Annotated in this window: 9 protein-coding genes; 3 read left to right on the plus strand and 6 right to left on the minus strand. The window is 40.5% G+C overall.

Translation table 11 applies throughout. From position 1 onward, the window contains the following. Window positions 1-50 precede the first annotated feature (50 nt). The 3 genes from HUS61_RS06680 (at window position 51) to HUS61_RS06690 (ending at window position 5,939) form a co-directional block, all read left to right on the plus strand. Window positions 51-1,136, plus strand: coding sequence for an efflux RND transporter periplasmic adaptor subunit (locus tag HUS61_RS06680; RefSeq protein WP_175081587.1), 1,086 nt, complete (start codon window positions 51-53; stop codon window positions 1,134-1,136). Further along, window positions 1,136-4,207, plus strand: a complete 3,072-nt coding sequence (locus HUS61_RS06685) for an efflux RND transporter permease subunit (RefSeq protein WP_175080150.1) — start codon at window positions 1,136-1,138, stop codon at window positions 4,205-4,207. The genes HUS61_RS06680 and HUS61_RS06685 overlap by 1 nt, the downstream gene beginning before the upstream one ends. A gap of 1,189 nt (window positions 4,208-5,396) precedes the next feature. Then, complete coding sequence (locus HUS61_RS06690; RefSeq protein ID WP_175081588.1) at window positions 5,397-5,939, plus strand: hypothetical protein; 543 nt, start codon at window positions 5,397-5,399, stop codon at window positions 5,937-5,939. 73 nt (window positions 5,940-6,012) lie between these two features. On the opposite strand, the gene rluF is transcribed toward HUS61_RS06690, so the two are convergent. The 6 genes from rluF to glgC form a co-directional block, all read right to left on the minus strand. Continuing rightward, window positions 6,013-6,957, minus strand: a complete 945-nt coding sequence (gene rluF / locus HUS61_RS06695; protein ID WP_175081589.1) for a 23S rRNA pseudouridine(2604) synthase RluF — start codon at window positions 6,955-6,957, stop codon at window positions 6,013-6,015. 89 nt (window positions 6,958-7,046) lie between these two features. Continuing rightward, window positions 7,047-8,138, minus strand: a complete 1,092-nt coding sequence (locus HUS61_RS06700) for an ABC transporter substrate-binding protein (protein WP_181447681.1) — start codon at window positions 8,136-8,138, stop codon at window positions 7,047-7,049. 43 nt (window positions 8,139-8,181) lie between these two features. Next, window positions 8,182-9,264 (minus strand): DUF418 domain-containing protein, encoded by a 1,083-nt coding sequence (locus HUS61_RS06705; RefSeq protein ID WP_175080155.1) that lies wholly within the window; start codon window positions 9,262-9,264, stop codon window positions 8,182-8,184. A 7-nt stretch (window positions 9,265-9,271) separates the two neighbouring features. Beyond that, window positions 9,272-10,486 carry an EAL and HDOD domain-containing protein gene (locus tag HUS61_RS06710; protein WP_175081591.1) on the minus strand — a complete coding sequence of 405 codons (1,215 nt, stop codon included), beginning with the start codon at window positions 10,484-10,486 and terminating at the stop codon, window positions 9,272-9,274. 91 nt (window positions 10,487-10,577) lie between these two features. Then, the gene (locus tag HUS61_RS06715; RefSeq protein WP_175081592.1) at window positions 10,578-12,116 is read right to left on the minus strand and encodes a glycogen synthase; all 1,539 of its coding nucleotides are present in this window, start codon (window positions 12,114-12,116) and stop codon (window positions 10,578-10,580) included. A gap of 123 nt (window positions 12,117-12,239) precedes the next feature. Beyond that, window positions 12,240-13,541, minus strand: coding sequence for a glucose-1-phosphate adenylyltransferase (gene glgC / locus HUS61_RS06720; RefSeq protein WP_054562381.1), 1,302 nt, complete (start codon window positions 13,539-13,541; stop codon window positions 12,240-12,242). Between the last annotated feature and the right edge of the window lie 13 nt (window positions 13,542-13,554).

Genomic DNA, 13,554 nt, shown 5'->3' on the forward strand with positions numbered 1-13,554 from the left:
TGCAGCGTATCCTGCAGCAAATTTATGCTTTCTTATCTATGGAGAAGACAATGAGATTGGCAACCGCCGCGTTAATGAGCAGCATGTTATTGCTTCTTGCGGCATGTTCAGAGCAAGCACAGCAAGGTGAAGTAGAGCCGGTAGTACGTCCTGTTAAACTTTTTAATATTGGCAATAATTCAGAGCAAAGCATTCGCAGCTTTCCTGCTGAAGTGGTTGCTAACCAAGGTTCCTATCTCGCTTTTAGAGTAAATGGTGAGTTACTTGAGTTCCCTGCTCTTGCGGGCCAACACGTTGAAAAGGGAGAGCTTTTAGCAAAACTGGATCCTGAAGATTTTCAACTGCAGTACGAAGAACGTAAAGCACGCTTTGAACTTGCTGCGTCTCAACTTGAGCGTGTGCAAAAGCTTTTTAACCGCTCTATTGCCAGTCAATCTGAGTTAGACCAAGCCCTTGCCAATAAACAGGTTGCTGAGTCAGCGCTAAAAATTGCCAAAACCAACCTTGATAATAGTGAATTACGCGCGCCGTTCGCCGGTACTGTGGCAAAGGTATTTGTGAAAAACTTTGAAAATATTCAAGCAAAACAAAACATCCTTCGCCTTGAAACTCGCGATCTAATGGATGTGGTTATTCAAGTGCCTGAAAAGCTCATTGCACGTATCGATAAAGACGTACATTACCAACCAGAAGTTGTATTTGATGGTTACCCAAACAAGTCATATCAATTAACAGTTAAAGAGTTTGATACCCAAGCCGACCCAATTACTTTAACGTATAAAGTTGTGTTTTCATTGCCTGTGCCAGAAGACTTTAACCTACTTGCCGGTATGACTGGCCGCGTTGATATAGATTTAAGCAAAATCACCAGCTCACAATCACCTTATACATTACTGCCTGTTGAGGCGGTATTCTCTGAACCTACTGAGTCTGAAAACGACAACAGCTATGTGTGGCTGTATGACGAAAACACCGGTTTAGTGCACAAGCAATCTGTTGAAGTTGGCCAGTTACATCGTGATGGCATTGAAGTACTTTCCGGTATTAAACAAGGCCAAATCGTTGTGGCTGCTGGCGTGCACTTTTTAGAAGAAGGCATGAAAGTGCGTCCATGGCAAAAAGAGCGAGGCTTATAATGAGCTTTGCAGCACTCGCTATTGAAAGAAAAGTCATTAGCTGGATGTTCGCGCTGTTTTTACTGATTGGTGGAACCGTCGCTTACTTTGGCTTAGGACAACTAGAAGATCCTGAATTCACCCTAAAAAAAGCCATGGTGATCACCCTTTATCCGGGCGCGTCACCACAGCAGGTTGAAGAAGAAGTCACCTTCCCTATTGAAAATGCAATTCAACAGCTACCGTATGTTGATTACGTAACCAGTATTTCATCACCGGGTAAATCGCAAATTACAGTCGAGATGAAAAGCAATTATCGTAAACAAGACTTACGTCAAATATGGGACGAGTTGCGTCGCAAAATCAATGATCAAGCATCGTCGATGCCCTCTGGTGTTTATCCTAGTAAAATTATGGATGACTTTGGTGATGTATACGGAGTGATGTATGCAGTCACTGGTGATGGTTATTCTTACGATGAGCTTAAAGATTACGTTGATTATTTAAAACGTGAACTGGTTTTAGTTGATGGCGTTAGTAAAGTTACCGTGGGTGGTGAGCAACAAGCACAAGTCATGGTTGAGATTTCAACCCGCAAACTTGCCCAGTTAGGTATTTCGCCTAATCGTATTTATCAGCTTTTACAAACTCAAAATAGCGTGTCGAACGCAGGTAAAGTCCGCGTTGGCGATGAATCAATTCGCTTACACCCAACCGGTGAATTTAAAGACGTAAAAGAGCTCGAAAACTTACTTATTTCTAAGCCAGGTGAAAATGAGCTTATTTACTTAGGTGATGTTGCTACCGTTTTTCGTGAGTACGCCGAAGTCCCTAACAATATTATTCGCTATAACCAACAGCAAGCATTACTGGTGGGCGTGTCATTTAGCACAGGCGTTAACGTTGTTGATGTAGGCGCAAATATTGATGCCCACCTAGCGTCACTAGAATATCAACGACCACATGGTATGGAAATAAACAGCGTTTATAACCAACCTGCTGAAGTAGAAAAGTCAGTAAGTGGCTTTATTATCAGCCTACTTGAAGCCGTTGCTATTGTTATTATCGTGCTTTTAGTCTTCATGGGCTTTAAGAGCGGTGTATTGATCGGTGTAATACTCCTACTGACCGTACTAGGTACCTTCATTTTCATGAAGTTGTTTGCTATTGATTTACAGCGGATCTCATTAGGTGCCTTGATTATAGCCTTAGGGATGCTGGTTGATAATGCCATTGTCGTAACCGAAGGCATATTAATTAACCTCAAGCGCGGACAAACAAAACTGCAAGCGGCGACTAATATTGTTAATCAAACCAAGTGGCCACTACTGGGGGCTACGGTTATCGCAATTACTGCCTTTGCGCCGATTGGCTTGAGTTCAGATGCCAGTGGTGAGTTTGCTGGCAGCTTGTTCTGGGTGTTGTTTATTTCATTGTTACTAAGCTGGATCACAGCTATTACTTTAACGCCTTTCTTCGCTGATTTAATGTTTAAGCAAGCCACTGAAAAACAGCCGCATCACGATGAAGACCCTTATCAAGGTGTTATTTTTAATGTTTATAAAGGCGTGTTACATACAGCAATGCGGTACCGTAAAACCACGCTACTGCTGATGGTGATCCTGCTTGTTAGCTCAGTTTATGGCTTTAAATTTATCAAGCAGTCGTTCTTTCCTGCATCGAATACTCCTATGTTTTATGTCGATTATTGGCATACACAAGGCGCTGATATTCATACCACAATGGATGGTGTTGCAAAGCTCGAAAAATTCTTACAAGCCGACCCACTGGTTGAAGAAATAACCACAACGGTTGGTCAAGGTGCACCGCGTTTCATGCTGACTTACGCACCTGAAAAATCATACCCAGCTTATGGGCAATTGATTATTCGAGTAAAAGACCGCGACGCTGTTACAACCATGATCAAAAAAGTACGCGATTACCAACATGAACATGTACTTGATGCTCAGCTAAAAGTTAAACGTATGGAAATTGGCCCATCAACAGATGCAAAAATTGAAGCGCGTTTTTCTGGTGCTGATCCTGTGGTACTTCGCCAGTTAGCAAAAGAGGCGAAAGATATTCTGCATCAAGATGCAGGAGCATTTAATATTCGTGACGATTGGCGTGCTCGCTCAAAGTTAATTCGTCCGCAATTTAACGAGCAAAAAGCCCGTCGTTTAGGAATTGCCAAATCTGACCTTGATCAACTGCTGTTAACTAGCTTATCGGGTAAACAAGTGGGTGTTTATAAAGACGGCACACAAATGCTGCCAATTATTGCTCGCTCACCTGCTGAAGAGCGCTTAAACGTTGAAAGCCTGCGAGACTTACAAATTTACAGCCCAGTGTTAGGTGTGTTTGTACCGGTGACACAAGTGGTTGATGACTTTGTTGTTGAGTGGGAAGACAGCTTGATCATGCGACGTGATCGTAAGCGTACCATCACTGTAATGGCCGACCACGATGTCATTGGCGATGAAACTCCAGCGAAGCTGTTTGCACGTGTTCGCAAAGACATAGAAGCTATTGAACTACCTCGTGGCTATGAATTGCAATGGGGCGGCGAGTATGAGTCATCAACAGATGCGCAAAAAGCTATTTTCGGCTCATTACCTCTTGGTTACTTAGCTATGTTCGCTATAACTGTATTACTATTCAATTCAGTTAAAAAACCTTTAGTGATTTGGGCAACAGTGCCACTAGCCATTGTGGGTGTATCAGCTGGTTTATTACTAATGAATGCAGCATTTAGCTTTATGGCATTGCTTGGCTTACTGAGCTTAAGCGGTATGCTCATTAAAAACGGCATTGTATTAGTTGATCAAATTAACCTTGAACTCGATAGCGGCAAAGACCCTTACAAAGCAGTGTTTGACTCTGGTGTAAGCCGTGTTCGCCCTGTAGCGATGGCCGCAATTACTACTATCTTAGGCATGATCCCACTGCTCTTTGACGTGTTCTTCCAGTCAATGGCGGTAACCATTATGTTTGGTCTTGGTTTTGCGACAGTGCTAACACTGATTGTTGTGCCTGTACTTTATACCATGCTGTTTAAGATCAAAGTACCTAAACAGCGTCACGCTAATTAATACAGATTGACTCTCAACCAAAAGCCCTATCAGCAAACTGTTAGGGCTTTTTCTTTATTACCTTTTATTTTAATAAACAAAAAGGTAATAAAATCCGCCACAGCCAGCAAATAAAAATAAGCAACACCAAAAATAAAAGCGCACTGGTTCTTGGTGCCTATAGATGGTGGTAATGCTCCCTGTATAACTTCGGCTACCTACACGAATTTTATTCGTTAATAACCCCAACACCCCATAACCAACAAACAATAGAGATGCAATAAAGATAAATACATTCTGAAAGCTAGCCATTGATAACCCTGTTTATTAGTCGTGCAAAATTGGTCAGCTATCAATTATTAACTTATTTATTAATCTCGGTAAAGTCGAATGCAGAGAGCTCGCCTGTGTCTAGCATAAGTATTTTGTTATTTAAGGTGGGTGTCTATTTAAAGTGGGTGTCTATTTAAAGTGGGTGTCCATTTATGCTGGTCTAGTTATGATTGTGAATAAAGTGGGTGTCTATTTAACTTAATGGCACTGATTGTACTGCAAATGTCAGCAAGAGCTCATCAGTTCTACTGAGGTTAACTGTGCTTGATAGCTTTTTAAAAGGTAACAAATGGGAATGGAAAGACGCGCTTCTACTTAATTTTTATTCTCATACTCATCAAATAAATAGTAATTACGAAGATAAAAAAAGAGAAAACTCCAAGGTAAAACATTTCTTCACTCTGCATGAAAGCATTCATCGAAAAGACGCCAAAAATGACGGTAGAAATATAAAATAGCCAAGTCGCAAGCCCACTTATTTTCCTCGCAAATAACTTAAAATATATAAATCCCAAAAATGAGATTACAAGAAAAGTAAATAACATTTATTTTTTCACCTGATTCAAACCACCAAAACCTTTTAAAAAATGCTATGCAGATAAAACCGGTACAGCCTATCCAAATATCAACACTAACTACCTAGAATTAGCACCAGCTTTATTAAATAAGTCAACCTATCAGTGAGAGTACCTTAGCAAGTATGCTATTAGCTGCCAAAAGGTTTGTTTAAAGTGGGTGTCTGTTTAATGATTAGCATTAATGTGGATGTCCATTTATGGTGGACTTTTTGTTATTTAAAGTGGGTGTCTATTTAATGATTAACCTATCAGCTTGTGTGCTAACCTATTGCTGCTGATTTAATACTTGAAGGATTAAGATGTTTAGAAATGGTTTTTACTTATTGATTGCAATATTCAGTGGCACTTTAAGCGCCAATGAAAATACATACTATCAGCATGAGTCTAATGTAGCTTTTCACGTTGCCGTTGAAAGTTTATCTGATGCTGTTTTAGCAATTGAAGGACAAAATGGATTGATATTTAACTCTAGATGGATTTTTGGGGAAATAGGCACACCAATCGCAGATATTTGTGAAGGGCAACAATCACCCGATTTTGAACTTGGGTGTGATTCTGTTTCAAGCCCGGCTGTTGAATCTCATTACGACTTTCCACAAAACAGTCAGATTGCTCTGTATTTTAGACCTAACTTAATTGTGAATGGATTCAAATTGGTTGAAGCAAGCGTTAAAAACAATAAAGTAGCACTATTACTATTTGAAGATGACAATACAAAAGAGCTGTTCTTTGTAAGAAAACATCAACTTATCGATATTATCGCGAAAAAACTCACTAAAAAAGAATTTCAACAGAAAAGAGACCGTCTTGAAGCTGATGCCATTGACCCTAATAAAGGCTGAGGTTGCATTATACATCATTAAAGAACCCTGAAGGTTACGAGTAAATACTAGTCAGGGTTCTATACTCTGAAGCTTACTTTTTCAGACTTAATGTACCGGTGCGTTTAGTACTGCTTCGCTTCGTTTGATTTGGTTTTGATGAGGGCGAATTGCCAGCCTTTGATCTTGATTGACCTTGCTTGGCATCACTGCGTGCTTTTTTTACGTATTTAGAAAAGTCGCGCTTTTTTTCTTCTTCATTGCGTGGCTTTTGCTTAGCACGAGCTTGCGTTGGCTGTTTGTTTTCATCAATCGAACGCTCTTCCGTTTTACCTGAGTCGGCAATTGAGTTATTGATCTCAGCCATTTCTTGTTCGGTTAAGTGACGCCACTGCCCTACTTTTAAACCCTTTAGGGTCACGTTCATAATTCGTGTGCGCTTTAGTGTCACCACTTCATAACCTAAATATTCGCACATACGACGTATTTGGCGGTTTAAGCCTTGTGTTAGTACAATGGTAAATTGCTGTGGGCCAGTTTGCTTGACCTTACACTTTTTAGTAACGGTATCGAGGATAGGAATACCGTTTGCCATCTTATTCACGAACTGGCGATTAAGTGGCTTATCAACCGTCACTACGTATTCTTTTTCATGATTATTACCAGCGCGAAGAATTTTATTAACGATGTCGCCTTCGTTAGTTAAGAAAATTAAGCCTTCTGAAGGTCTATCCAAGCGTCCGATTGGGAAAATACGCTCTGGGTAATTAACGGCTTTAACAATATTGCTTTGGATTTTTCGTTCAGTCGTACATGTAATACCAACAGGTTTGTTATAGGCAATATAAACCAGCTTAGGCTTTGCTTTTAAAGGTTTGCCATCTATAAGTACATCATCGGCTTCACTAACTTTTACGCCCATTTCAGGCAAGCTGCCGTTAACAGTAACACGACCTTCTTCAATATATTTATCTGCCTCACGGCGTGAACAAAAACCTGTTTCACTGATAAATTTATTTAATCGCTTTAACTCTGTCATGGCACACTTCTGTCTGGATTTTAAAGCCGCTAGTTTATACCAGAAGCCTTTACCAAGCTAGGTAGAATCTAGGCTCTTTGACTACACTTTTAGTGTAGTGCTGCGTTTTTGGGCTTTTCGCTCAATACACTATGTAGCGTATCAAAATCGAAGGCGTACTCATTGCTTTTGCTGTTTTGCAGTAAGAAGGTTTCAAAAGGGATAACCGACCAATCTTTGATGTTTCTTAGCCAGCTGTAACTTTGAATATTGTGCTTTGTGATCACCCCAAGCTGAAACTTAATCTCATCGTGATTTTGCCAATAAGGGTTGCCATTATGATGATCGACCACGCTAATTAAAGCCCATGCTCCCATCATAAAATGCCCGCCAACACTGGCTGTGAGTTTTTGTTGTTCTATTAAGTCTAAATTATCTTCAAGCCAATCAATGCCACCAATGAAATAGGCTTTATCTTTTTTAACTTTTACTGCTTCTAGGGCACCTTGCGCCATCAAATCAGACGCACACCAAATCACATTCGTATCTGGGTATCGTTGTAATAATCGGCTCACTTTATTCTCGGCTTCTTGCTTATTCCAACTGGCATACACAACTTGCTCAAGCTCAACATCTTGTTTTCGTAAATAATGAACAAGGCCGTCACTGCGGGTGTCTGACTCTGTGCCATAATGACCATTAATCGCAACAAAGTGAGGCGTTTGTTTTGTATTTATCGCCTCATCAAGTAAGGCTTTGCCAAGTTGCTCACCCGCTTTGAAGTTATCGTGAAATACTTCACCTAACCAATACTTAAAGCGCTGACGGGGTTTACCCACTTCGTCACGCTCTACGCCAACAATCGTTTCTTCAAGGGTGATAAAATTCACTTTATGTTGTTCAAGCAAGCTCATTGACTGCTCTGCACCACCTGGGTAATTGATTAAAATTGCGTAATCAGGTTTGGGCTTATATTGCAGGTATTGTTTGAGTTCGGCTAATTGAATGTGGCGATTTCCACCGCCATAAATTGTTGTGAGAGAAACATTATTTTGCTTGGCAGCAACCTGCATCACATTAGTCACTTTTTGCCAAAACAAATCAGTTTTAACTGAGGGGTTAACTAACAGCACAGAGAGTTGCTCGCCAGCATAAAGTGGTGAACAGCAAAGCAATGTAAAAACCAACAAGCAAACTCGCATTACCACTCCGCTTTGTTTTTCTTTGATTGTAGTATACGAGGAATTATCTAGACAATTTTCGCCAAATTAATTCACACGGACCATGTGTAAAATACTGACTATACACTTTACAAAAAAACAATTGAAAAACAAGCACAACAGCAATGACCAACCAATAATCTATGCGATCAAAATTAAGTGCAGCGGTTGGGTATGCGACTTTAAAAAACAGAATAAAAATCACTGTTTGCATTAGATATAGCGTTAATGACATGCGACCGGCTTGCTGTAACAGCAACCAGTTACTGGGGGAATTTTTAACTATTTTCACAATGATGTGGCAATAACAAATGGCCATAGCTAAAGCAGCAAGCCAATTAATTGGTTCAGCAACCGCGTACATGAATACACTTTGGTCAGGCTCTATCATCAACCTTAGAGCCGTTAAACTTATCGCTGCAGCAGTAATCAACTTAAGCTGAGAGTGTGTTAAACCTTGAACAAATACCCCTTGTTTATATAAATAAACGCCCACCAGCATTAACCCTGCAGCCATCCACATTGTGATGAGTGGCACAGCAATAAGCATTATTATAAAAATCAAAAAGTTACTGACAAACCCTGCAAAATAAGAAGAATAAGCCGCGTCATATGCCATTAAAAAACTCTCAGAGCTTCTCGTTACAGGGCTAAACTCTGGCTCTATAAAGGAGAGTAAAAATGAAATGAAGGCACCAAGAAGTAAAAACAGCATGCCCATACGCAGTATTTTTTCGTCATCTTGCTGGCTAAATTTAAGCGTTAACCAGCCTGCACAAGAATAAATAAACAAAATATCGCCAGCCCACAATAAAAAACCATGGGCAAGGCCTATAAAAGCCAAAACTTTTAGTCGCCTATGTTGCTTCTCGACGCCTTGCCAAAGCTGCCATTGAATAACTAAAGACGCACCAAATAACAAGCAAAAAAGGCTCCTAAAGCGCCCATCAATAAAAGCAGTATTAAAAATGTGAATTAGTGAATCTGAAAATGGTGGCGTAGCACTTGGGGTATAATCGTACTCGAACACAGCAAAAGTGTAGATGTTCATAAACATCAAGCCGAGTACTGCAATACCCCGTAAAACATCCATATTTATATTGCGCATAAATCCCTTATAGGTTTTGTCTGCAGCTATCGCTCCAATTTACCGCATTTTCGTATATCTTGGGAAGGTCAGCACTTTCAATACTTAAATAGGCAACAGCCTGTTCAAGTGCCCACCAACTGCCAGTTTCGTAAGCTTTGACGGTTTCTAGTATATAATAGAGGATATTTTTTTCTTGCATGAGAGCAGCATGAATTTCATCAGGAAACGGCAATCGATCCAATAGCTTTTCCATTGGCTGATCTAATATGGCATCGAGCAACGAAAACAGTCCCGTTAAAAATGCCTCACCAGTTTGTTGCTTAGCAACACGCTGCGCTATTAATTCGCAAAAGCGCGCTCTAAAAACACAAAGCCGAGTAAGCTCGGCTGGTTTTGACTGGGCACTGTGGGCAGTAATAATTAGGCTAACAAACTTTTTCAGTCGTTCATGGCCTAAATATACAAGTGCTTGTTTTAGAGAGCCAATTTTGCTTTTAATAGGAAACACGCCGCTATTAATTAAGCGCAGCAATTTATAGGCAAGTGCGGTATCTAACGAGAACAAGCCCGCAATTTCGCTTATATTTGGGTCTGGGCGCATGACTTCAGCATAAATTGATAACACCAGCGCGTAGTTGTAATCAATATCACGATGCTGAATCATTTTAGGTTTTGCAAAGAAATAACCTTGGAAAAAATCAAAGCCCATTTTATAAGCTTTGTCGTAATCATCGGCTGTTTCAAGCTTTTCTGCCAAAAGCTTTATTTTTTTATGTTTCTTAAGCTTATTTACAACAGGGGCAATTTCTTCAAAGGGTGTTTGCTGAACATCAAACTTGATAAGACGAATAAGTTTTAAAAAGCGATCCCACTCAGGTTGGTAGACAAAATCATCCAGTGCCAACTTGTAGTTGTTGTGAAAAAGCTCGCGACAATATTCGTAATTTTCGTCGGTAGGTTCCATAGTTTCGAGTAACTCAATCACCACATCTTGAGTTGGCAAAAACGCGCAAAGGTCCAGCTTCAAAGACTCTGGACCTATATTAATTAATGCTTTTTTGCCCGACGTAATATGACGGGTACCTAAATTGAGCTGATTTTCCATAATCAGCCGAGCCGTTGCCGTACTCTCTGACACATCAGGAAAACTATTTTTTAAACTATCTCTAAATAGTAGCTCATAGGCGACAACTTGTTGACGACGATTAAAGACCGCTTGCCTAGCAACAAATACAGCCACTTTACCTACTTTTTATATTTTATCTCACACTAAGTAATTAATAGCTGAAATTGACAAAAAAGTCACTTAATTACCATGAATCACGCATTTTTTATTGATATAAGCCTGATAAATAGCCTTCTGCAACGGATTGCCACGTAAAACGGGCATTTTTAGCCTGTTCACATATTGCACACCATTGTTCTGGTTGTGATTTTTTAAGCTCAAGCGCATCGCTAAAACTAGTAACAAGTTCGTAGCTTTGTGATGCTAAGCTCTCACCTTGAAAACTAAAACCACTCACATGATGCTCTACCGTATCACGCAAACCGCCAACACCGTGGACTAAACATGGCTGACCTGCTCGCATTGCTAACATCTGACTGATACCACATGGCTCAAACGAACTTGGCATTAAAAATAAATCGCCTAAGTGATACATATATTCGCCAACAAAATGTGCGTACCCTTTTAAAAATAGCAGGTTTTCTTGGCGAGCCATAACCGATGTCATAATTTGCTCAAGTTCAGCATCCCCTGAGCCTAAAATAATCATATAGCCGTTATGTTGCTTTAAGCGCTGACACAACTCATCTAACACCAGTCCTTTATCAAAAGGCTGGCGAAGTAACAGTGCTTTTTGGTCCGTTAAACGGCCCACACTGGTTACTAATGGCCCAGAAAAAGGCTGAGTTTTAAATTTAAGTAAGCGTTGATGCGCTATGTAATAGCTTGAATCTAAAACCGGACTTTTTGCCATCCATTGAAATAATGCATTTTCGGCATGTTGATAAAGGCTCGCTAAGCTAATGTCTTCAAGCTTCATTCCAGGGTATTCGCAACCATTAAGAATGCCCACTACGCGGCCTTGTTCATAAGCAGCTTGTAGGTCAGCTTCAAGTCCCTCACCACCAAAGAAGCCTTTTTCTGCATCACTAGGGCGCAATACTTCTTGGCAATAAGTTGGCGATACAAGGTGTACTTTATCCACCAGATTAATTGCACTGCGCATTGGGTTAAAACAATCAAAATAACGCGGATCGCATAACCGTTCGCCGTTATAACCTAGACTTGGGAACCAGGCTTCTAGGCTTGAGCTATCGCCTTTAAAAGGACGTATCCCTTGCAATGCAAGGTTATGTACTGTGTAAGCTAAAAATAAGTGCGATAGTTTTTTATAACGGCTGTCTGTTTTTAGTAATAGAGCAACACAGGCACTGTGCCAGTCATGTAAATGCACAACATCCGGCGTGCGGATAAGCCCTTTTAATAAGGCCTCGCAAACTGCAGCGTTGAAAAGAGCAAACTTACTTGCATCAGTTGCAAAGGGGCGGCCTGGTTCATCATTACAATAAACAGCACCGTTATGGCGGCTAAATTCCCAATGAGATATAAGCAGTTGCGTTACACCTTCATCACTTTGAGCGAGCTTCCACACATCCAGTTTTTGCATTTGACCTGCAAATGGCACATGCACAACACCTATGTGATGACGCTCCAAATAATCAAAGCCATAATCAGGGATCACCACATCAACAGTAAGGCCTTTTTCTACTAACGCTTTAGGACAATCTCTAACAACATCCGCTACACCACCGACTTTTGCATTCGGTAATGCATCATTCTCTGCAGCTACCATCAATACATGCATGCTTTGCAGTACTCCATAAAACTGTTATACCAATTAGCAATAATACTTAATTAAGCGAATTGGTATTATTCAAATATAAATAAGGGAGGGACATGCCCTCCCTTTTTCATTTAACGCGATTGCTTAAGCAAGTCGTTTATTATCTTGCTCTTGTTGTTTTAACTTTTTTGCAAGTTCATTCAACATATCACGAGTTACCAACACAATCCCTTTTTTCGAGACTCTAAAGCCATTTTCTTTGTCAGCTTTGTGATCGTAGCCAATTTCTAGGCCTGCTGGGATCTCACAATTACGGTCAATAATAGCACGCCTAATTCGGCAATTTCGCTGTATTTTCGCACCAGGTAAAATCACAGACTCTTCAATTTCACAGAATGAGTGAACATATACATTCGAGAACAGCAGTGACTTTTTAACTTTAGAGCCAGAGATAATACAGCCACCCGAAACTGTTGAATCAACAGCCATTCCACGTCTGTCATCATCATCAAAAATAAACTTAGCAGGTGGTAACTGCTCCTGATAAGTCCAGATTGGCCATTTTGGATCATAAAGATCAAGCTGAGGCTCTGGCATTACCAGCTCCATGTTAGCTTCCCAGAATGAATCAAGCGTACCCACATCGCGCCAGTATGGTTGACCATCTGTGTTAGAGTCTCTAAACGGATATGCAAACACGTTATGCTCTTCGATGATAGCTGGGATGATATCGTGACCGAAATCACGGCCTGAGCCTTCCGTTTCTGCGTCTTTTTTCAATTGTTCAAATAAGAACTCAGTATTGAAAATATAGTTACCCATTGATGCTAAGCAGGTTCCTGGTTTACCCGGTACAGACGTTGGCTCAGCAGGCTTTTCATCAAAACGACGGACACGATTGCTTTCATCAACCGTCATTACACCAAATGTATCTGCAGCTTCTTCGCAAGGTACTTCAATACAACAAACCGTCATATCAGCACCTGTCTCAACATGTTTTGCCAACAAACCACCGTAGTCCATACAATATACGTGGTCACCAGAGAGGATCATGACATACTTAGGCAGTTCATGACGGATGATATCCATATTTTGGAATACCGCATCAGCTGTACCGCAATACCACTCGTCACCATATCGCTGAGATGCTGGTAAAATCTCTACAGATTCACCCAATTCTTTTTTAAAGTGACCCCATGCACGGTTTACGTGACGAATTAACGAGTGCGACTTATATTGAGTAGCAATACCAACACGACGAATACCTGAATTAATACAGTTCGACAGTGGAAAGTCGATAATTCGGTGTTTACCACCAAAATACACTGCTGGTTTAGCACGCCAGTCTGTTAATTCATGTAAACGCGAACCTCGCCCCCCTGCTAGGATAAGGGCATACGTTTCTCTGGTTAAACTACTTATGTATCGATTTGCATAACTTGGCATAACTCTCTCCGTC

Origin of the sequence: Pseudoalteromonas sp. 0802 (assembly GCF_013350085.1) — a bacterium.
In the GTDB taxonomy this organism is placed as follows: Bacteria; Pseudomonadota; Gammaproteobacteria; order Enterobacterales; family Alteromonadaceae; genus Pseudoalteromonas.